General features: G+C 59.8%; 16 protein-coding genes. 6 read left to right on the forward strand and 10 right to left on the reverse strand.

Annotation, left to right across the window (positions count from 1 at the left end; translation table 11 throughout):
- Positions 1-12 precede the first annotated feature (12 nt).
- Entirely contained in the window at positions 13-630 is a 618-nt protein-coding gene (locus tag PSH91_RS04780) for a CatB-related O-acetyltransferase (RefSeq protein WP_305467450.1), read from the reverse strand.
- A complete protein-coding gene (locus PSH91_RS04785) occupies positions 627-1541 on the reverse strand; it encodes a glycosyltransferase (RefSeq protein ID WP_305467452.1) in 915 nt (304 codons plus the stop codon). The genes PSH91_RS04780 and PSH91_RS04785 overlap by 4 nt, the downstream gene beginning before the upstream one ends.
- Positions 1542-1810: 269 nt before the next feature.
- On the opposite strand from PSH91_RS04785, the gene PSH91_RS04790 reads away from it, so the two are divergent.
- From PSH91_RS04790 to PSH91_RS04810, 5 genes are all read left to right on the forward strand, one after another.
- Positions 1811-3493, forward strand: coding sequence for a fatty acid--CoA ligase (locus PSH91_RS04790; protein WP_076386273.1), 1683 nt, complete (start codon positions 1811-1813; stop codon positions 3491-3493).
- Positions 3494-3828: 335 nt separating this feature from the next.
- Positions 3829-5694: a DUF1302 domain-containing protein gene (locus PSH91_RS04795; RefSeq protein ID WP_305467455.1), complete on the forward strand. Its 1866-nt coding sequence runs from the start codon at positions 3829-3831 to the stop codon at positions 5692-5694.
- 25 nt (positions 5695-5719) lie between these two features.
- Positions 5720-7084: a DUF1329 domain-containing protein gene (locus PSH91_RS04800; protein ID WP_047229433.1), complete on the forward strand. Its 1365-nt coding sequence runs from the start codon at positions 5720-5722 to the stop codon at positions 7082-7084.
- 326 nt (positions 7085-7410) lie between these two features.
- The gene (locus PSH91_RS04805) at positions 7411-10140 is read left to right on the forward strand and encodes a LuxR C-terminal-related transcriptional regulator (protein WP_305467457.1); all 2730 of its coding nucleotides are present in this window, start codon (positions 7411-7413) and stop codon (positions 10138-10140) included.
- 47 nt (positions 10141-10187) lie between these two features.
- The gene (locus PSH91_RS04810; RefSeq protein ID WP_281459537.1) at positions 10188-10688 is read left to right on the forward strand and encodes a methylated-DNA--[protein]-cysteine S-methyltransferase; all 501 of its coding nucleotides are present in this window, start codon (positions 10188-10190) and stop codon (positions 10686-10688) included.
- A gap of 147 nt (positions 10689-10835) precedes the next feature.
- Here PSH91_RS04810 and PSH91_RS04815 read toward each other — a convergent pair whose 3' ends face one another.
- The 5 genes from PSH91_RS04815 to PSH91_RS04835 form a co-directional block, all read right to left on the reverse strand.
- A complete protein-coding gene (locus tag PSH91_RS04815) occupies positions 10836-12743 on the reverse strand; it encodes an alkaline phosphatase D family protein (RefSeq protein ID WP_076386267.1) in 1908 nt (635 codons plus the stop codon).
- Between the two features lie 147 nt (positions 12744-12890).
- Positions 12891-13886: a TRAP transporter substrate-binding protein gene (locus PSH91_RS04820; protein WP_160893504.1), complete on the reverse strand. Its 996-nt coding sequence runs from the start codon at positions 13884-13886 to the stop codon at positions 12891-12893.
- Positions 13887-13994: 108 nt separating this feature from the next.
- A complete protein-coding gene (dctM, locus tag PSH91_RS04825) occupies positions 13995-15278 on the reverse strand; it encodes a C4-dicarboxylate TRAP transporter large permease protein DctM (RefSeq protein ID WP_047229438.1) in 1284 nt (427 codons plus the stop codon).
- Positions 15275-15907: a TRAP transporter small permease gene (locus PSH91_RS04830; protein ID WP_107322914.1), complete on the reverse strand. Its 633-nt coding sequence runs from the start codon at positions 15905-15907 to the stop codon at positions 15275-15277. The genes dctM and PSH91_RS04830 overlap by 4 nt, the downstream gene beginning before the upstream one ends.
- A 66-nt stretch (positions 15908-15973) precedes the next feature.
- Positions 15974-16969 (reverse strand): TRAP transporter substrate-binding protein, encoded by a 996-nt coding sequence (locus tag PSH91_RS04835; RefSeq protein WP_047229440.1) that lies wholly within the window; start codon positions 16967-16969, stop codon positions 15974-15976.
- A gap of 449 nt (positions 16970-17418) precedes the next feature.
- Here PSH91_RS04835 and PSH91_RS04840 point away from each other — a divergent pair, with 449 nt between their 5' ends.
- Positions 17419-17790, forward strand: a complete 372-nt coding sequence (locus tag PSH91_RS04840) for a PH domain-containing protein (protein ID WP_047229441.1) — start codon at positions 17419-17421, stop codon at positions 17788-17790.
- Positions 17791-17919: 129 nt separating this feature from the next.
- On the opposite strand, the gene PSH91_RS04845 is transcribed toward PSH91_RS04840, so the two are convergent.
- The 3 genes from PSH91_RS04845 to PSH91_RS04855 all read right to left on the reverse strand — a co-directional run bounded on the left by PSH91_RS04845 (position 17920) and on the right by PSH91_RS04855 (position 20360).
- Positions 17920-18231 (reverse strand): hypothetical protein, encoded by a 312-nt coding sequence (locus PSH91_RS04845; RefSeq protein ID WP_160893502.1) that lies wholly within the window; start codon positions 18229-18231, stop codon positions 17920-17922.
- Positions 18232-18888: 657 nt separating this feature from the next.
- On the reverse strand, positions 18889-19305 hold the full coding sequence (locus PSH91_RS04850) for a VOC family protein (RefSeq protein WP_139051123.1): 417 nt from the start codon (positions 19303-19305) through the stop codon (positions 18889-18891).
- A gap of 77 nt (positions 19306-19382) precedes the next feature.
- On the reverse strand, positions 19383-20360 hold the full coding sequence (locus PSH91_RS04855) for a hypothetical protein (protein ID WP_305467464.1): 978 nt from the start codon (positions 20358-20360) through the stop codon (positions 19383-19385).
- Positions 20361-20409: the final 49 nt, after the last annotated feature.

Genomic DNA, 20409 nt, shown 5'->3' on the forward strand with positions numbered 1-20409 from the left:
GGGAGGGGACGGTCAGGGGCGTTGACGAACGTACTCCAGAAAGGCGTCGATGTTGTCACTGCACAGCAATGGCGACACCGCCTTGACCTCTTCCATCGGCCAGTCCCACCAGGCTGACTCAAGCAAGGCTTGACGCACCGGTTCCTCAAAGCGCCAGCGAATGAACCGGCATGGGTTGCCGCCGACGATGGCGTATGGCTCGACATCGCGCGTCACCACGGCGCCGGCTGCGACCACGGCGCCATGACCAATGGTCACACCGGACAGAATCATCGCTTCGGCGCAGATCCAGCAGTCGCTGCCAATCACCACATCGCCCTTGGTCGGGTTGCAGCCGGGGATACCCTGGGCCTCTTCGATCATCAGCGGGAACGGAAAGGTGCTGACCCAGTCGGTGCGATGCCCGCCACCCAGAAGGATTTTCACGCCTTGAGCGATCGACGTATAAGACCCGACTTTGAGGATCGTGTCGTCGCCGAACTCCATGACTTCGGGAATGCCATACGTGCCCACCCCAATCTGGTATTTCGGATAGCGCAAACGGATTTTTTCCGGCGCTCTCTCGAGTTTCTCCAGGCGCTTGAGATGCTTGCGTACTTTGCGCTCTTTGAGCTTTTTCAAAAAATTCAAGGTCGAGGCCTCGCTGTCGGGCGTCGCAAGACCAGTCGCTTGAAGCGTTTCAGGCTGGTTGCGTTCAGGTGGCGCCACGGGATGCTGCGCAGTAGCCGCCAGGCTTCTTTGCGGTCTTCGACCACCGCGTACTTCAGCGCTTTGTGAACCAGCACAGTACGAGCCGCACCGTAGGCGTGATGGGCCCGATAGGGCTCGATAGCCTGCAGGTCGGCCTTGAGCATCAACCGGTACTTTCTCGACAGGTTATTGGGGTGGCGTCGATAGCGCGTCACACAAACCGGCAATTCATGAATTTCATAACCCTTGTGGGCGATCCGCAAAGTGATCTGGAAATCCTGGACCCGCAGCAGCGGATCATAAAAGCCGGCGTCGCGAAGTGCGCTCATGCGATACAGCGCTGTTGGCGCGCCGATTACCGCAGCGCTGCGTAGAAGGTCGTCGAAGGTATGCACCTGGATGTGGTCGCGTTGTTGCGCCTTGATGGTGTGGCCTTCGCTGTCCATGTAGATGATCAGCGCGCCGACACAACCGACCTGCGGATGCTCGTCCAGGTATCGGGCACGGAGCCCGACCGAGTGGGGCAACATGATGTCGTCAAGGTCCGGGGTCGAGATGTAAACGCCCTTGGCGTATTTCAGCCCGTGATTGAGCGCCGCGCTGACACCCTGATTTTCCTGGGAGTACAACTGGAAGTTGTAGGTCTGTTGCAACTGCCGGAGCATGGCGAGGCTATTGTCGGTGGAGCCGTCATCGACCACGATGACCTCAACGTTCGGATAATCCTGGGCAAAGATGCTGTGGATCGCTTCTTCCAGGTATTTCTCGGCGTTGTAGCAAGGGGCCACGATCGACACGAGCGGCTCACTCTGTGGCGCGATGGCCGGGGAAGAAGTCAGGTCGGTGCTCATTGTTCTCTGCAAAAGGCGGGTGGTATCGGGTGAGCCTGCGAGAGTACTTCCCTACAGGCTTTTGTAACAACGTTGACACCTATGCTCGCTGCTGGATCCAGCTCTGACAAGGTTTAACCAACATAATGCGTGCAAAACGTGCGCTTAAGTGGCTCAAGGCCAGTATTTGCGGGCGGATCAAATCATTCCTTTGGCTGATTTGATCCGCGTACCGGCGCTCTACAGTGCTTACTTCCAGCCAAGACCGTGCAGTCAGAAAAGGGACTCTTATGTTGCAGACTCGCGTTATTCCTCCAGCCGAAGGCGCTTATCAATACCCGCTGCTGATCAAGCGGCTGCTGATGTCCGGTGCGCGTTACGAGAAAACCCGCGAGATCATTTACCGCGACCAGTTGCGCTACAGCTATCCGACCCTGATCGAACGCGTCGCGCGGCTGGCCAATGTGCTGACCGAGGCCGGGGTCAAGGCCGGTGATACCGTGGCGGTGATGGACTGGGACAGCCATCGCTACCTGGAATGCATGTTTGCGATCCCGATGATCGGCGCGGTGATCCACACCATCAACGTGCGCCTGTCACCGGAACAGATCCTCTACACCATGAATCACGCTGAAGACCGCTTCGTGCTGGTCAACAGCGAGTTCGTCGGTTTGTACCAGGCGATTGCCGGACACCTGACGACCGTAGAAAAAACCCTCCTGCTGACCGACCTGCCTGAAAAAACCGCCGACCTGCCGAACCTGGTGGGCGAATACGAACAACTGCTCGCCGCCGCCAGCCCCGCCTACGATTTCCAGGACTTCGACGAAAACTCGGTCGCCACCACGTTCTATACCACCGGCACCACCGGCAACCCCAAGGGCGTGTATTTCACCCATCGGCAACTGGTGCTGCACACCATGGGCGTGTCGACCATCATGGGCGCCATCGACAGTGTGCGGTTGCTGGGCACCAACGACGTGTACATGCCGATTACGCCGATGTTCCATGTCCATGCCTGGGGCCTGCCGTACGTGGCGACCATGCTCGGGCTCAAGCAGGTCTACCCCGGCCGTTATGACCCTGAATTCCTGGTCCAGTTGTGGCGCAAGGAGAAAGTCACCTTTTCCCACTGCGTGCCGACCATTCTGCAAATGGTCCTCAATGCCAAGGGCGCCCAGGACACCGATTTCGCTGGCTGGAAAATCGTCATCGGCGGCAGCGCCCTGAACCGCAGCCTGTATGAAGCGGCCAAGGCCAGGGGCATCCAGCTCACCGCCGCCTATGGCATGTCGGAAACCGGCCCGCTGGTGTCCTGCGCCCACCTCAACGACGAATTGATGGCCGGCAGCGAAGACGAACGCATCACCTACCGGATCAAGGCCGGCGTACCAGGGCCATTGGTGGAAGCGGCGATTGTCGACGCCGAGGGGCATTTCCTGCCCGCTGACGGCGAGACCCAGGGCGAGCTGGTGCTGCGCGCACCGTGGCTCACCGAGGGTTATTTCAACGAGCCGCAGAAGGGCGCCGAGCTCTGGGCCGGCGGCTGGCTGCACACCGGCGATGTCGCCACGCTGGACAGCATGGGCGTGATCGATATTCGCGACCGCATCAAGGACGTGATCAAGACTGGCGGTGAATGGATCTCGTCCCTGGACCTGGAAGACCTCATCAGCCGTCACGTGGCGGTACGCGAAGTAGCAGTGGTGGGGATTCCCGATCCGCAGTGGGGCGAGCGCCCATTTGCCTTGCTGGTCATCCGCGAAGGGCATCAGATCGGGGCTCGCGAGCTCAAGGAACATCTCAAGCCGTTCGTCGAATTGGGGCACCTGAGCAAGTGGGCGATCCCGAGCCAGATCGCCCTTGTTACGGAAATTCCCAAGACCAGCGTCGGCAAGCTCGACAAGAAGCGTATCCGCATCGACGTCACCGAATGGCAGAGCAATAACAGCACCTTCCTGTCGACGCTTTAAACGTTTTTGCCGTGTCCAAAAGGGCACGGCAGCCCCACCAAGCAAGCGCTTGCCTTGTCAAACCGAAAATTTCAGCCATCCTTGCCGTGCCGACATCTGTCGGCCTGGCGAAAGGACTGTTCCAGAGTGGTCGCGGGCTGCAAATCACACTTTAGAGGGATCAAGCCGTACTACCTGCTGGCTATAGTCCGTTTAAGGATTTTCAAGAACGGGGCGCACGCACTAAACGGGCGATGCGACTTTGAACGGGGTGGAACGTTGCCATTCCCAGCCGTTGAAAGTGTTCTTGGAAAATACTGACTGCCATAAAAATAAAAGCACATGGAGTAGCGTCGATGACCTCAGCAAACACGTTCTGGCGCCGGGCAAAACTGCCTCTGGCGGTCAGTCTCGCCTCTTCGCTCGCCGGGCCAGCATTCGGCGTCAGTTTCAACATCGGTGAAATCGAGGGCCAGTTCGACTCGTCCCTGTCGGTCGGCGCAAGCTGGTCCACGGCCAAGGCCAACAGGGACCTGATCGGCGTCAACAACGGCGGCAAGGGCCTGTCCCAGACCTCCGACGACGGTCACCTGAACTTCAAGCGCGGGGAAACCTTTTCGAAGATCTTCAAGGGTATCCACGATCTGGAACTCAAGTACGGCGATACCGGCGTGTTTGTGCGCGGCAAGTACTGGTACGACTTCGAACTCAAGGACGAACATCGCCTGTACAAGGACATCAGCGACACTAACCGCAAGGAAGGCGCCCAGTCTTCCGGCGGGCAGATCCTCGATGCCTTCATCTACCACAACTACGCCATTGGCGATCAGCCGGGTTCGGTTCGTCTGGGTAAACAGGTGGTCAGCTGGGGTGAAAGTACCTTCATCCAGGGCGGGATCAACTCGATCAACCCGGTCGACGTGTCGGCGTTCCGTCGTCCTGGTGCCGAGGTCAAGGAAGGCCTGATTCCGGTCAACATGTTCTATGTGTCCCAGAGCCTGACCGACAACCTGTCGGCCGAGGCGTTCTACCAGTTGGAGTGGGACCAGACCGTGGTGGACAACTGCGGTACGTTCTTCTCGCAGCCGGACGTGGTTGCCGATGGTTGCACCGACAACCTGCGAGTGCTGAACAAACGCTCTACGCTCCCGGCGGCCGCCCTGGGCCCAGCGGAGGCGCTTGGCGTCAACGTCAACGAAGAAGGCGTGCTGGTGCGTCGCGGTCCGGATCGTGATGCTCGTGACAGTGGCCAGTGGGGCGTGTCGTTCAAGTACATGTTCGAGCCGCTGGACACCGAGTTTGGTGCCTACTTCATGAACTACCACAGCCGTGCGCCGATTTTCAGTGCCACCGGTGCTCCACAGTCCGTCTTTGACCTGGCAGCAGGACTGCCGCCTGCGTTCGCCGCGCTGTCGCCTCTGCTGGTGGCGGGTAACTCGAACTATTTCATCGAGTACCCTGAAGATATCCGTCTCTCCGGTTTGAGTTTCTCCACCACCTTGCCTACCGGTACGGCGTGGAGCGGTGAACTGAGCTATCGTCCGAACGCCCCGGTGCAACTGAGCACCACGGACATTCTTTTCGCCGGTGTGACCCCGCTTCCCGGTCTTGGCAATGCTTCGATCCTCCCTGGCTCGCCGGGTCAGGACCTGCATGGCTATAACCGTAAGGAAATCACTCAGTTCCAGACCACGTTCACCCACTTCCTGGATCAGGTCATGGGCGCCAGCCGTCTGACCCTGGTGGGCGAAGTCGGCGTGACCTACGTGGGCGGCCTGGAAAGCAGGTCCGACGCTCGTTACGGCCGTGACCCGGTGTTTGGTCCGGGGGAACTGCCCAACGGTTTCTGTAACCTGCTCAATGGCTCGACTGCGGCCGGTGGTGGCCAGACCAGTGCCGATGTGAACAGCAACTGCAACAACGACGGCTTCACCACCTCCACTTCCTGGGGCTACCGTGCCCGCGCCATCTGGGAATACCCGGACGTGTTCGCCGGTGTGAACCTCAAGCCCAACGTGGCCTGGTCCCATGACGTCAAAGGCTACTCGCCAGGCCCGGGCGCCAACTTTGAAGAAGGCCGCAAAGCCGTCAGCCTCGGACTGGATGCCGAGTATCAGAACACCTACAACGCGAGCCTGGCCTACACCAACTTCTTTGGTGGCGACTTCAGCACCGTGGACGATCGCGATTTCCTGGCGCTCAGCGTCGGCGTGACCTTCTAAGCACAGTATTTCAGGACGACACACTATGAAAATAACAAAGAGTCTGTTGCAGGTCGGTGTTTTGGGGCTATCCCTGCTGGCCGCCAGCGTCATGGCGGCTGTGCCTGCCGCCGAAGCCGACAAACTGGGCAAAAGCCTGACGCCGATGGGCGCCGAAATGGCCGGCAATGCCGACGGTTCGATCCCGGCCTGGAAACCCATGGCCAAGAACGCCGGCAGCGTGGACAGCAAGGGTTTCCTTTCCGACCCGTACGCCAGTGAAAAGCCGCTGTTCACCATCACTGCGCAGAACGTCGACCAGTACAAAGACAAGCTCGCGCCGGGCCAGTACGCGATGTTCAAGCGTTACCCGGAATCCTTCAAGATGCCGGTCTACCCATCCCATCGCGGCGCCACCGTGCCGGATGACGTGTATGCCTCCATCAAGAAAAACGCGGTGAACACCAAGCTGGTGTCCGGCGGTAACGGTCTGGAGAACTTCGAGACGGCTGTGCCGTTCCCGATTCCCCAGAGCGGTGTGGAAGTGATCTGGAACCACATCACCCGCTATCGCGGCGGCAGCGTGACCCGCCTGGTGACCCAGGCCACGCCGCAGCCCAACGGCTCCTACAGCCTGGTGTACTTCAGGGACCAGTTCGTGTTCCGCGACAAGATGAAGGATTTCGATCCGGCCAACCCTGGCAACATCCTGTTCTACTTCAAGCAGCAAGTCACCGCGCCGGCGCGTCTGGCCGGTGGTGTACTGCTGGTGCACGAAACCCTCGACCAGGTGAAGGAACCGCGTTCTGCGTGGGTCTACAACGCCGGCCAGCGCCGTGTGCGCCGTGCGCCACAGGTCTCCTATGACGGCCCGGGCACCGCTGCCGACGGCCTGCGTACCTCCGACAACCTGGACATGTACAACGGTGCGCCGGATCGCTACGACTGGAAGCTGGTGGGCAAGAAAGAACTGTACATTGCCTCCAACAGCTACAAGATCGATTCGCCTCAGCTCAAGTACGCCGACATCATCAAGGCCGGCCATATCAACCAGGACCTGGCTCGCTACGAGCTGCGTCGGGTCTGGCATGTGACCGCGACCCTGAAGGAAGGCCAACGCCACATCTACGCCAAGCGTGACTTCTACATCGACGAAGACACCTGGCAAGCCGCGGTGATCGACCATTACGACGGTCGTGGCCAACTGTGGCGCGTTGCCGAGGCCCATGCCGAGAACTACTACGACAAGCAAGTGCCGTGGTACGCCCTGGAAACCCTCTACGACCTGCAGTCCGGCCGCTATCTGGCGCTGGGCATGAAGAACGAAGAGAAATCGGCCTACGACTTCGGCTTCACCGCCAGCACCGCCGAGTTCACTCCCAACGCATTGCGCCAGGAGGGTATCCGCTAAACAGCTTCACCCGAGGCCGCATCCTCGAAAAAACGCCCCGACTGGTTCGGGGCTTTTTTTTGCCCAACACAAAACCCCTGTGGCGAGGGGATTTATCCCCGCTGGGCTGCGAAGCAGCCCCAAAAAGCTCTAGCATTCCCTCGCTCCTGCGTGGGAATGATCAAAACTCCCTCGCCACAAGAGCGGTGGCTGCCTGAGTTTTTCGAATCGGTCGGCTTGTAGCCTTTTTGTAGCCATTTGTAGCAACTCCCTTCAATACCTCCTCGTTTACCGCTAGTCTGCGGACATCTGCAACGCCGCCACCCGCATTTCAACAAGAGCCGGCCATGACTGATCTGTCTTCACTCCCGGGTTCTGCCCGCACCGCCGTCGCGGTCCAGGACGGGCGCTTCTACCGCCCGCCTTTGCCTGACGGCCATGTCGTGCGGCCGCGGTTGTGCGAGCGCTTGAGTGCGGGGCTTGGAGGTCGGTTGCTGTTGGTGAGCGCACCGGCGGGGTTCGGCAAAAGCTCACTGGCGGTGGAGTTCTGCCAGAGCCTGCCGGCCTATTGGCAAAGCCTCTGGCTGGGGCTCAGTGCCCGGGACAACGACCCGGGACGCTTTCTGGAACGGCTGCTCGAAGGGCTCCAGGCGTTCTTCCCGCAGGTGGGAGGTCGGGCGTTGGGGCTGCTGAAAATGCGCCAGCGCCACCAACCTTTCGCCTTCGAAGAATGGCTCGACGGCCTGCTGGATGAACTGTCCGCGCATCTGTCGCCGGATACACCCTTGCTGCTAGTGCTCGACGACTACCACCTGGCCCAAAGCCCGGTACTGGATCGTTGCCTGCAATTTTTCCTTAATCACCTGCCCGAAGGTTTGCTGGTGCTGGTCACCAGTCGGCAGCGCCCGGACTGGCATCTGGCGCGCCTGCGTCTGTCACGCCAATTGCTCGAACTGAACGAGCAGGACTTGCGTCTGACCCATGAAGAAGCCCTGACCCTGCTGCAGCACCACAGCAGTTCGTTGCGCGGGGAAGCCCTGGAGAGCCTGATCCAGCGCAGCGAAGGCTGGGTGGCCGGGCTGCGTTTCTGGTTGCTGGCCGCTTCCGAGGCCGGGACTGAGGGCCGAATGCCCCAGGCTCTGCATGGCGGCGAAGGGCTGATTCGCGATTACCTGCTTGAGGAAGTCATCGACTGTCTGCCCGCCGAAGTGCAGGCGTTTCTCTACGACACCGCGTCCCAGGAACGTTTCTGCAGCGAACTGTGTGATGCCGTGCGCGAAGCCCATGACAGCGCCGAAATCCTGGAGTATCTGGCGGCGCACCAGGTGTTCCTGGTGCCGCTGGACGAGCATGGCCACTGGTACCGTTACCACCATCTGTTTTCCGATTTGCTGCGCAGCCGTCCCAGTGCGCCGGCCATGGTGCCGGCTGCGACCCTGCACCTGCGGGCCTGCCGCTGGTTCAATGCCCAGGGCCAGATCGACGAGGCCGTGGAACAGGCGCTGCGGGCCGGGCACCTGGATGTGGCGGCGAACCTGGTGCAGAACCTCTCGGAGGAGCAATTGCTGGCCGAGCAGAACGTCGGCATGTTGCTGCGCTGGAAAATGGACTTGCCCGACAGCCTGCTCATCAGCACACCGCGCTTGATCGTGCTGTACAGCTGGGCGCTGGGGCTGGCCTGCCAGTTGGACGCCGCTGAAGAACTGGCCGCCCACCTGAGCCGGTTCCTGCCGGCGCCTTCGGCCACTGCGCAAAAATCCATGCTTGCCCAATGGCTGGCCCTGAGCGGGATTATTGCCCGTGGCCGTGGGGACCGCGAGGCCACTGTGCGTTACTGCACCGAAGCCCTGGAGAGCCTGCCGCAAAAGCGCTATGGCCAACGTCTGATGTGCCTGTCCACGCTGTCGAACCTGGCGATTGCCGACGGTGACCTGTGGCGCGCCCGGGCCTTGAACCGTGACTCCCTGGAGCTGGCGCAGCGCGTCGGTAACCCGTTGTTCGAGGCCCTGGCCCATTACGACCGCGCCCGGGTGTTGCAAGCGCGAGGGGAGATCCTGCGGGCGCTCGATGAAGTGCGCCAGGGCCTGCAACGCCTGCATGCACTCTCGCCGCAACGGCTGTATGCCGTGCGGGCGCGATTGATTCTGTACGAAGGATTCCTGCTGACCTTGCGCATGCAGCCCCAGGCCGGCTTGGCGCGGTTGCAGGCCGGTCTTACCGAAGCGCGGGCGTGTCGCGACATCAGCGTGTTGATCGGCCACTGCGTGATCGCGCGGGTTGAAGGCCACGCTCGTGAATTCTCCCGGGCCTTTGCCGAACTGGCCGAAGCCGAACGCCTGATGCATATCTGGGACGTTCCGCCGATTTATTACCTGGCGATGATCACCCTGGTCAAATGCGAACTCTGGCTGGCCCAGGGGCGTACGGACCTGGCCGAAGCCTGGCTGGCGCGACTGGGGCAGACCTACACCGGTGAGCGGGCCGCCGCGCCGCCGGAATTCCACCCGCAACTGCCGCTGCACGTCGAACTGCAACAGGCAGTGCTGGAGTCCATCCGCGGCCAGCCCATGTTGGCCGAAGGACGGCTCAATGCCTTGCTTGAACACGGCCAGCAAACCGGCCGGCAGATGCTCAGTGTGATGGCGCTCAACCAGAAGGTCGCCTTGCTGCTGAGCGTCGGCCGCGAACCCGAAGCCCGCAGTACCCTGGCCCAAGCCCTCGAAGCCGCCGCTGGCGGGGTGCTGCAGCCGTTCGAATGGTTGCTGGGCGAACATCGGGAGTGGCTGCGCGAGCAATTGTTGCGCGCACCCCCCAGTCCCTTGCGCCAGAACCTGCTTGAGCGCTTGCCGTCGACGGTGGCTGCCGATTCACCGGCCCCCGTTGAAACCCTCAGCAGTCGCGAGCGGGCGGTGCTGCAATTGATTGCCCAGGGCTGTTCGAACCAGGAAATCAGCGAGCAGTTGTTCATCTCACTGCACACGGTCAAGACCCACGCCAGCCACATCAACAGCAAACTCGGCGTGGAGCGCCGCACCCAGGCCGTGGCGCGGGCGAAGGTGCTGGGGTTGTTGGGCTAGGACTGGTTACTTGTGCCAAGCGGTTGGCCAGCGATAAGGAATGCTTGATGTTACCCCTGTACAAAACCATCCCATCCCCCGTAGGCCAACTGATCCTCGTCGCCCGGGATACAAAACTGGCGGCCATCCTCTGGGAAAACGAACGTCTCAACCGCGTGCGCCTGGGGCCTTTGGAAGAGGACAGCCAGCATCCGGTCCTCAAGGAAACAGAGCGCCAGCTCATGGAGTATTTCGCCGGCCAGCGCCGCCGTTTCGACCTGGCGCTGGACTTTGCCGGCACCGACTTCCAAGTCCGGGTCTGGCAGGCGCTGCTGAGCATTCCGTTCGGTGAAACCCGCAGCTACCGCGACATTGCCATCCAGATCGGCCAACCCACGGCGGTGCGGGCGGTAGGCGCCGCCAACGGCCGCAATCCCATCTCCATCATCGCCCCCTGCCACCGCGTCATCGGCACCTCCGGCAGCCTTACCGGCTTTGCGGGCGGCCTTGCGGCCAAACAGTTCCTGCTGAGCCTGGAGGGTCAGCAGACGCTGCAGTTGGCGTTTTGAGTTATTTCATTTGGCCGCAAGCCCATAACACTGCAAATCCCTTGTGGGAGCGAGCCTGCTCGCGATAGCGGAAGGTCAGCTTGCAAGGATGTTGGATGGGCCTGCGCTATCGCGAGCAGGCTCGCTCCCACACAGGACTCTCTCGGTTCAGGCCGAAGGCTCTTGCGGCGCCAGCATGCGCGTCGGCGGTTGGCCGTTGGCGTTGTGCTGGAATATCTGCGTCGGCTGCCCCTGTTCATTGAAGAACACCTGCCCGATCCCCGCCGAGTTCCACAACCGCTCTCCCGCCTCGGCGTGTTCGGGGGTGTGAGGAATGATGCGCATGCTGCGGCGCTTGGTGAACCAGTTCAGGGGCGAGCGGGGAGAGTAGAGCCAACGGTTCAGGCGATCGAACCATTCCAGCAGCGCCGGCGGGAACTCATTCTTGATGCCGCTGCTGGTGATCTGCCAGATGCGCGGGCCGCCCTTACGGTGTGGGATCAGCACCTCATAGACGAAGGAATAATGCACATCCCCGGACAGCACCACGTAATTACCGGGCGTGCGTGAGTGCCGGAAAATGTTCAGGATTACTTGCGCCGCGCCGCGATGGGCCATCCAATTTTCCGCGTCCACCAGCAGCGGATAACCGCACCAACTGAACACCCGTTGCACGGTTTCGATTAGCTTCACACCGAAGATCGGCGCCGGTGAAACGATAATCGCCGAGGGATGATCCAGCAGTTCCTGCTGAAGTTCGCTCAGGGCTTCCCAATCGAGCAGTCCCGAAGGCTGCTTGAGGTTGCGCTCGCTGCGCCAGCGGCGGGTGCGGGTGTCGAGCACCACCAGGGCCGGGGTGGTCGGCAACACGTAGTGCCATTGCTGGAAACCCAGCAGCGTGTCGATCAGTTTGTCCTGTGGGCCGCTGTCCAGGTAGCGGTCCCGGGCGGTGTCGCTCAGGGCCAGGGTTTGCTGGATCACGTCATCGAACGCGTCGGGGTTGTTGCCCCAGCCCTGGCAGAGCATGTAGGCGATCAGTGCGTTGCCGATGATGCGCTTGGAGAACGGGTGGCCGTAGGCCGTTTCTTCCCACTGCGCGGATAGATTCCAGTCATCGGTGATGTCGTGATCGTCGAAAATCATCAGGCACGACAGGTGTGCAAACACCCGCGCCGCGTCCCCAAGACCGGTCTTGAAACCCTCGATGCGCTGCTGTTCCAGCGCGTAGCGCTGGCGCCGCTCGGCGGTCAGTTCCGGCGGTTGCGGGTCGATCAGGGTCCACGGCACGGGTGACCACACCAGCAAGTACATCGCCATCACTTCAGCGAAGGTCACCAGATGATTGTCGGCGCTGCTGCTGGTGAATATCGGCTTGCGGGCCCCGCCGAAAAAACGCTCGCGCAGGGTTTCATTGCTTTCCAGCGCCGGTAGTAAATCGGCGCGGTGGTAGTAGCTGGCCGGGTGTTCATAGAGCTTGGCGCTGTCTTCAACCACCGCGCCGTCCAGGCATTCCTCGAACAGCCCCAGCCGCTCGATCAACGCATGAATCGCCCGCAGCATGGGCCCGGCGACGTCATCGGCATAGACCTGATCGCCGCTCATCATCAACAACGCCGGACGCTGCTGTGGGGCTTGTGCCAACAGCCGGTCGACGCAGAGCAAGCCGTCGTGGGTCGGATAGTGGGGTTTGCGGCAGGAACCATGGACCAGTTGATCGATACGCGAATGCAGGACGAAGTTCGGGCGCTGCGCCTGGCCATACAACAGATGGGGCGCCCATTCGGCAATGGGCGCGCCGTCCACCAGCAGGTCGTAGTCAATTGCCACGTCCTGGGGCAGGGCGGTGTCGAGTCGTACATCGATCAGGTGCACAAAAGCCTGCTGCCCCACCGGCACTACGGTGCAGCGCGGGGCATCCAGGGTGAGATCGCCCACACCGTCCACACGCAGCGTCAACGTGAGGGGGCGTGTACCCACCAGCCACATCACCAGCCGTGTGGGCTCCAGTCGCCGCAGCAGCGGGCCGACCAGGACAGGGGGCAGGGCAGGGGAGATGTCAGATGAGGACGGCAACATTCGCGGGTAAAGCTCTGGCTCCGATGGAGGCGGGGATCATAACGCAATGCGCTGGAGAACTGGGACTCGGTGAAAAGGCGACGTGCTCCAGCTCTTGTGGCGAGGGAGCAAGCTCCCTCGCCACAGGCTGCACTGGGCTTTGCTGCCTCACTGCGCCTGATTGGAAGCTTCAGCGGCTTTAATCAAATCCGGCCCAATCTCTTTTTCAAACTTTGCCCACACCGGTTTCATCTTCTCGCGCCAGGCGTTGCGCTGCTGGGGGGTGAGGCTGATGATCTCGGTGGTCCCGGCGTCGAGGATGAACTGCTTGTCCTGCTGGTTCAGTCGGTCCGCCTCACTGTTTGCATAGGCGGTGGCCTCGACCACGATCTTGTCCAGTTCGGTGCGGATATCCGGCGGCAGGCCGTTCCAGAAGTCGGACGAGGCGATCAGCATGTAGTCGAGAATGCCGTGGTTGGATTCGGTGATGTACTTCTGCACTTGATGCTGTTTCTGGTTGTAGAAGTTTGAGTAGGTGTTCTCCGTGCCGTTGACCAAACCGGTGCGCAGGCCCTGGTACACCACAGAGAAAATCATCGGTTGGGGGATGGCGCTCACGGCCTTGAATTGTTCTTCCAGCACGGCCGAACTCTGCACCCGGAACTTCAAGCCACGGGCATCCTCGGGTACACGCAGTGGTTTGTTGGCCGACAACTGCTTCATGCCGTTGTGCCAATAGGCCAGGCCAGTGACGTTCTTGCTTTCCATGGACTTGAGCAGTTTCTGGCCTTCCGGGCTCTGCTGGAAGCGGTCCACCGCGGCAATGTCGTTGAACAGAAACGGCAAGTCGAACAACTGCACGGATCGGGTGTACTGATCGAACTTGGCCAGCGAGCGCGCAATGATCTGCACGTCACCCAGCAGCAGCGCTTCCATCTCCTTGTCATCGCCAAACAACGTGGAGTTGGGATACACCTCGACCTTCACCCGGCCTGGCAATCGTTCATCCGCCAGTTTCTTGAACATCAACGCGCCCTGGCCCTTGGGCGTTTGCTCGGCCACGACATGGGAAAACTTGATCACGATCGGTTCAGCCGCCATGGCTGAGCCCAGCAGGCTGAAACTCAAGGTACAGACGAGCGCTTTGCAAAGAGGTTTTAGCATGGTGAGGCTTCCCTTTTATTGGTCGACGGTGCGACACGCAGGCTTAGCCCGACAGCGCAGTGGCGAGGGAGCAAATGCCCTCGCCGCTGCGCCTGTCTTGAGTCGGGGCTAGCTCATCCCCAACCAGTTCGGCAAGGCCAGCGAGATCCATGGCACATAGGTAATCAGCATCAGGAACGCCAGCAGGATCATCAGCCATGGCATAGCTGCGCGGATGGTGGCGGGCAGCGACATGCCGGTCACCGCCGAGGTGACGAACAGGTTCAGCCCCACCGGAGGCGTGATCAGGCCGATCTCCAGGTTCACCACCATGATGATGCCCAGGTGGATTGGGTCGATGCCCAGTTGCATGGCGATAGGGAACAGGATCGGCGCCAGGATCAGGATGATCGCCGAAGGCTCCATGAACGCACCGGCAATCAACAGCACGATGTTCACCACCAGCAGGAAGGTCACCGGCGTCAGCCCGGCATCGATCACCCAAGCGGTGATTTGCTGCGGCAGTTGCTCGGTGGTCAGCACATGGGCGAAGAGCATGGCGTTGGCAATGATGAACATCAGCATGATGCTCAGCTTGGCCGATTCGAGCAGCACTTTGGGCGTCTCACGGAACGTGAGGTCCTTGTAGACGAACAGTGCGATGAAGGCCGAATACACCGCCGCCACCGCAGCCGCTTCGGTGGGTGTGAACATCCCGGAATAGATCCCGCCGAGGATGATCACCATCAGCAGCAGACCCCAGAGGGCCTTGCGCGCCGTGGACAGCCATTCGCGCAACGTTGCCCGAGGCAGGGCCGGCAGGTTTTTCTTCACAGCGACGATATAGATCGCCACCATCAACGATAAACCCAGCAGCAGGCCCGGGATCACCCCGGCCATGAACAGCTTGCCCACCGAGGTTTCGGTCGCGGCGGCGTACACCACCATCACGATCGACGGCGGAATCAGGATGCCCAAGGTGCCGGCGTTGCAGACGATGCCGGCGCCGAACGCCTGTGGATAACCCGAGCGCACCATACCGGCAATGGCGATGGAACCGACCGCCGCCACCGTCGCAGGGCTTGAACCCGACAACGCGGCAAACAGCATGCACGCCAGTACCGCCGCAATCGCCAGACCGCCACGGATATGCCCGACGCAGGCGTTGGCAAAGTCGATCAGGCGTCGCGCCACGCCACCGGTGGTCATGAACGCACCGGCCAGCAGGAAGAACGGAATCGCCAGCAGTGTGTAGTGCTCAGAGGTTTCGAACAGCTTGATCGCCAGGGAGCGCACTGAGTCCGGGCTGAAGAAAATGATGGTCAGCGAACCGGCCAGCCCCAACGAAATGGCGATGGGCACGCCGATAAACATCAGCACGAACAGCGCCACGAACAGGAAGGCAATGGTCATGGCTTGTCTTCCTCGTGTTCAGTCAATTTGATGGCTTCGGCCGCTTCATCGGCCAGGCCCAAGCCGGTCTGACGATTCATCAGGATGCGCACGAGGATTTCCGCGAAACGGATAAACACCAACGCAAAACCCACCGGCACGATCAGGCCGATGTGCCATTGCATGATGCCGAAGTGGCCCAGGTCCTCTGCGCCGATCTGCGCGATCATCAGGGTATTGATCCACTCGTAACTGGCGACGGCCAGCAGCCCGGCGTAAGTCAGGCAGCACAGGCAAGCGATCACGCCGATAAAGCGTTGTACCGGTTTGCTCGCCAGTTTCACCAGCGCATCCACGCCGATATGCCCGGCCGTGCGCACGCCGTAGGACAACCCGAAAAAGATCAGCCAGCCAAACAGGGCCTTGGTCAGCGAGCTGCTCCAGGTCATCGCCTGGGCCATGCCCATGATGCCGTCACCAATGGCGAACGCCGGCTCGCTGGCGGCTGGCCAGTTGTCGCCGAGGCTGTAAAAAACGGTGTAGAGGTTGTTGAGCACCACATAGACGAAAGTAACCAGCGTCATGGCGGCCAGAAGAAAGGCAATGAAACCTTCCTCGAAGTGTTCCCAGATGCGCCGAAGGGCGTTCATGGATGACATCTCCTGCAGGGGGGACGACCGGCCGGCGCTGCCAGGGCGGCAGCACCGGCCAACCCATTACTGAGCCTTGTTGGAGGCTTCGGCGGCTTTGATCAGATCAGCACCGATGTCACCTTCAAACTTCTTCCACACCGGCTTCATCTTGTCGCGCCACTCGCCGCGCTCTTCAGGCGTGAGAGTGATGATTTCGGTGGTCTTGGCGTCCAGGATGCGCTGCTTGTCTTTCTGGTTCAGTTGCGCCGCCTCGTTGTTCACGTGGGTGGTGACTTCAACCAGAATCTTGTCCAGTTCGGTACGGATGTCAGGTTGCAGGCCGTTCCAGAACTTGGTGTTGGTGATCAGCATGTAGTCGAGTACACCGTGGTTGGACTCGGTGATGTACTTCTGTACTTCATGCATTTTCTGGCTGTAGATGTTCGAGTACGGGTTTTCCGCACCGTTGACCACGCCAGTCTGCAGGCCTTGGTAGACCTCGGCGAAACTCATTTTGCGCGGGTTGGCGTTCACCGCCTTGAACTGCTCTTCCAGCACGGCCGAGGCCTGCACGCGGAACTTCAGGCCACGGGCATCCTTGGGTTCACGCAGTGGCTTGTTCGCCGACAACTGCTTCATGCCGTTGTGCCAATAGGCCAGGCCGGTGATGTTCTTGCTTTCCATGGACTTGAGCAGCTTCTGGCCTTCAGGGCTCAACTGGAAGCGGTCCACGGCGGAGATGTCATCGAACAGAAACGGCAGGTCGAACAACTGCACGGACTTGGTGTAGTGCTCGAACTTGGCCAGCGACGGCGCAATCATCTGCACGTCGCCCAGCAGCAGGGCTTCCATTTCCTTGCCATCGCCGAACAGCGAGGAGTTGGGGTACACCTCGACCTTCACTTTGCCTGGCAGACGCTCTTCCACGAGCTTCTTGAACATCAGTGCGCCCTGGCCCTTGGGCGTTTGTTCGGCTACTACGTGGGAGAACTTGATGACGACAGGATCCGCCGCCATGGCCGTGCTCAACGCACTGAGTGCCAGCGTACAGGCGAGCGCTTTCCAGATAGGTTTGAACATTGTGGGGTTTCCTCTTTTGTTTTTGTATTTATCGTGCGGGCTCATTCAAAACGCAGCGCACGGCGGGACAGTTGCAAGTCTAGGCAGAAAAACAGTTTGCCGGGGGATTGTGACGGTCAGTGCGGGAAAAATCGCGAGTATTGGCTAACGCCTCAAAAGGGTGCGTTAGAGCCTTCCAGGGCTGGGACGACAACCATCGGGACCGAAACAGGGCGAAAGGTTTCAGCCTGCAACCGTAACGGGGGTCAGGAAACCATAAAAGCGAAATAATGGCTACTGGCCTGTTCGCTGGCCACGCATCGGGTGTCGGGGGATTTAGCCTGGTGAGACGGCGAAATGCTCGGTCATGGCCTTGTGATGTTACTCCTGGCTGCGCCAGAATCCCCGCGCCCGTCTCGATATGGGCCCAGGAAGCCTGGAACGCTTTTCAACCCCACAAGGATTTACCGATGATCGATTTCAACAACAAAGGCTTCTTCAAGCTCAAGCAGAACGATGAGTATGCCGAACGCGTAACAGCCCTGCTGCTGGATGGCGAACAGGTCATCGACGCCTATAAGTCCATGCGCGACGGCGTAGTCTTCACCAACAAACGCATCATCGCGGTGAACGTGCAAGGCATCACCGGCAGCAAAAAAGACTTCACTTCTCTGCCTTATAAAAACATCGTGGCCTACTCGGTAGAAACCTCCGGCACCTTCGACCTGGATTCGGAACTGGAGATTTACTTTTCATCCCTGGGCAAGGTGAAGTTCGAATTCACCGGCAAGACAGGCATCGTCGAAATATCGAAGCTGATCTCCAGGCATCTTTTGGCCTGATGTCAGCGGACCCTGAGTGAATACGAAAACTCAGGGGGTGAAGTGGCGCCTGTTACGTTGAGCGTTCAAGCGCAGGGACAGCCACATGCCACTTCAATGAGGGGCATGTGGCGAGTTCTTTGGGACCGTTCATTTGCAGTACATGTCGGTCACTATTTTGCTGCTGGAGTTGTCGGTAACCACAGTGAGACGATCATTTCTCAAGTCCTTGGTCATGACGACTCCGGTGACCCTGACCGCTTCCAGGTTCAGTTGCGATACGTACTCTTCTTCGGACAGAGCCGTTTCACCCATCCCCCCTGGTTTCAACTCCTTGGCTTGCGCGACCTTGTCCGCGCTGCAAGGCTCGCGTCCTGCCGCGAAAGCTTGAAAAGTCATGCCGCTCAATAATAGGGAAAGAGCCAGTAGGGTCGGTTTAGTGGCACAGTATCTTGTGTTCATCATGAACTCCTTGCGGGTCATCGAAGATTGGCTTCGCATACTTGCGAGGCTGGATCAGGTTAGAAGTGAGCCGCAGTGAGGACCACTGTCATATCTGACAGTAGCCAAGACCTGATGGAAGTAAGTGAATACGGATTTTGTATTGGAACGCTATAAGCGAAAGCCCGCCCCACATCCCCTGTGGGAGCGAGCCTGCTCGCGATGACGGCGGCCCATCAAACATCACCGGTTCAGACAGACCGCTTTCGCGAGCAGGCTCGCTCCCACAGTTTTGGTTGGTGGTGTTCACGAATTTTGTGCCCGTCACACATCCCCCTGTGGGAGCGAGCCTGCTCGCGATGACGGCGGCCCATCCAACATCACCGTTTCAGACAGACCGCCATCGCGAGCAAGCTCGCTCCCACAGTTTTGGTTGGTGGTGTTCACGAATTTTGTGCCCGCCACAGATCCCCTGTGGGAGCGAGCCTGCTCGCGATGACGGCGGCCCATCAAACATCACCGGTTCAGACAGACCGCTATCGCGAGCAGGCTCGCTCCCACAGTTTTGATTGGTGGTGTTCACGAATTTTGTGCCCGTCACACATCCCCTGTGGGAGCGAGCCTGCTCGCGATGACGGCGGCCCATCCAACATCACTGGCCCAGACAGACCAAGAAGCTCAGGGCTCCAGCGCGGGCCCCTTCAGCTCAATCTGATTGCCATCCGGATCGAAGCAGTAGATCGACCAGCCTTTCCCCTCCGCGCCATAGCGCATCTGCGCTTTCTCAACACTCAGGCCGGCTGAGGCCAAATGAGCGATGAGGGCTTGTTCATCAAACGGTTCGATGCGCAGGCAGAGGTGGTCGACGTTGTGCCCTTGCTTGCCAGCCGCCGGCCCACCCTCGCGCCCCAGCGGCCCGTCGACAGCCACCAGATCAATCATCGAAACACCGGTGCTGAGGTGGAGCATTCCAAGATCGTCCCGGCGCTTCTTCAGCTCGCAACCGAGCACGGACGTATAGAAAGCGAGGCTGCGCTCGATGTCTTTTACGCGCAGGACGATGTGGTCGATGTGTTGGATCGTGAAGTTCCTCATGCGGGCCTCCTGTTCAGTGCTAGCCGCTAACGGGTTACTTCACCTTAGCTACCCATGCAGGAATGTCGTCGTAAAAGTCAGCTCTGCTGTGCCTGATTAACATCCTCTTGCGCACCGGATGATGCCTGGGGCCCATGACTTAAAAAAATTTTGTTTGCCCTTTGGGACCAACTCAGGAAAACCTCCTCGATACGATTGCACTCCGGCTCATCCAGATACATATGAAAAATCCCATGGGCCAGATACTCGGTGACGCCAATGAGTTTTTCAGTTTCTGTGTAGGTGGCGTTTTTTACGCAAGGAGGGTACTTGATCGTCGATTTTGCGCCGGAGCCGGGCGCCGTTCGTTGACTTTCGATATTCCAGCCTGTCTTCAAATCAGCCAATAACACTTTGATCGAGGCGCAGAATTCGGATGTCAGCAGGGCGAGAACTGCATCCCTATGCTCAAAGGGGGAAATTTTTTCCAGTTGCTCTACAAATGCTTCCAGTTGCCGAAGCTGTACGCGAATGTCGGCAGCCTTGAAACCCAGTGACCGCCATTGTTTGCCGCCTGTTATTTTCAGGTCGGGCTCGCCCTTGCGCGGGCCGATATCCTTGGCTGACAGACTCTTGTCATAGGCATTCTCACGCACGTAGCTGAAGCTCATGAACGCGCGAAGCACGATCTGGTAGATCGCCCTGGTGGTTTCTATCTTCTCTTGGTTGACTCTTTGGGCTTCACGTCTGTGATCTTCTGCTCGTTCCCGTCTGCTTCTTTCCTGGGCATTTCGGCCTTCATGCCGGGATACGAGTATTGCCACGATGATTGCGTAGATGCTGCCGATGCCTTGAAGCCACGCGGGAAGATCCTTGCTGCCCCAAATCAGTACCGCAGACATGATTATGATGAAGGACGTGGCAATGGTGCCGTACATGAACAACTGAGAGTCTTGATTCGATTTTTGATGGGCTTTACTCAAGGTCTTCGTGATGCCCAGGACAAGCAAGCAGGATAAAACGATGATGAAAAACGTAGCACGTTGCCCGATGGCGTCGGCGGTGAGGAGGGTCATGAGCAGATCTTCGTTGTGACGCTCAGAGGGGCGGGCGTTCCAGGCATCT

It is taken from the genome of Pseudomonas sp. FP1154, assembly GCF_030687245.1.
Taxonomy (GTDB): domain Bacteria; phylum Pseudomonadota; class Gammaproteobacteria; order Pseudomonadales; family Pseudomonadaceae; genus Aquipseudomonas; species Aquipseudomonas rhizophila.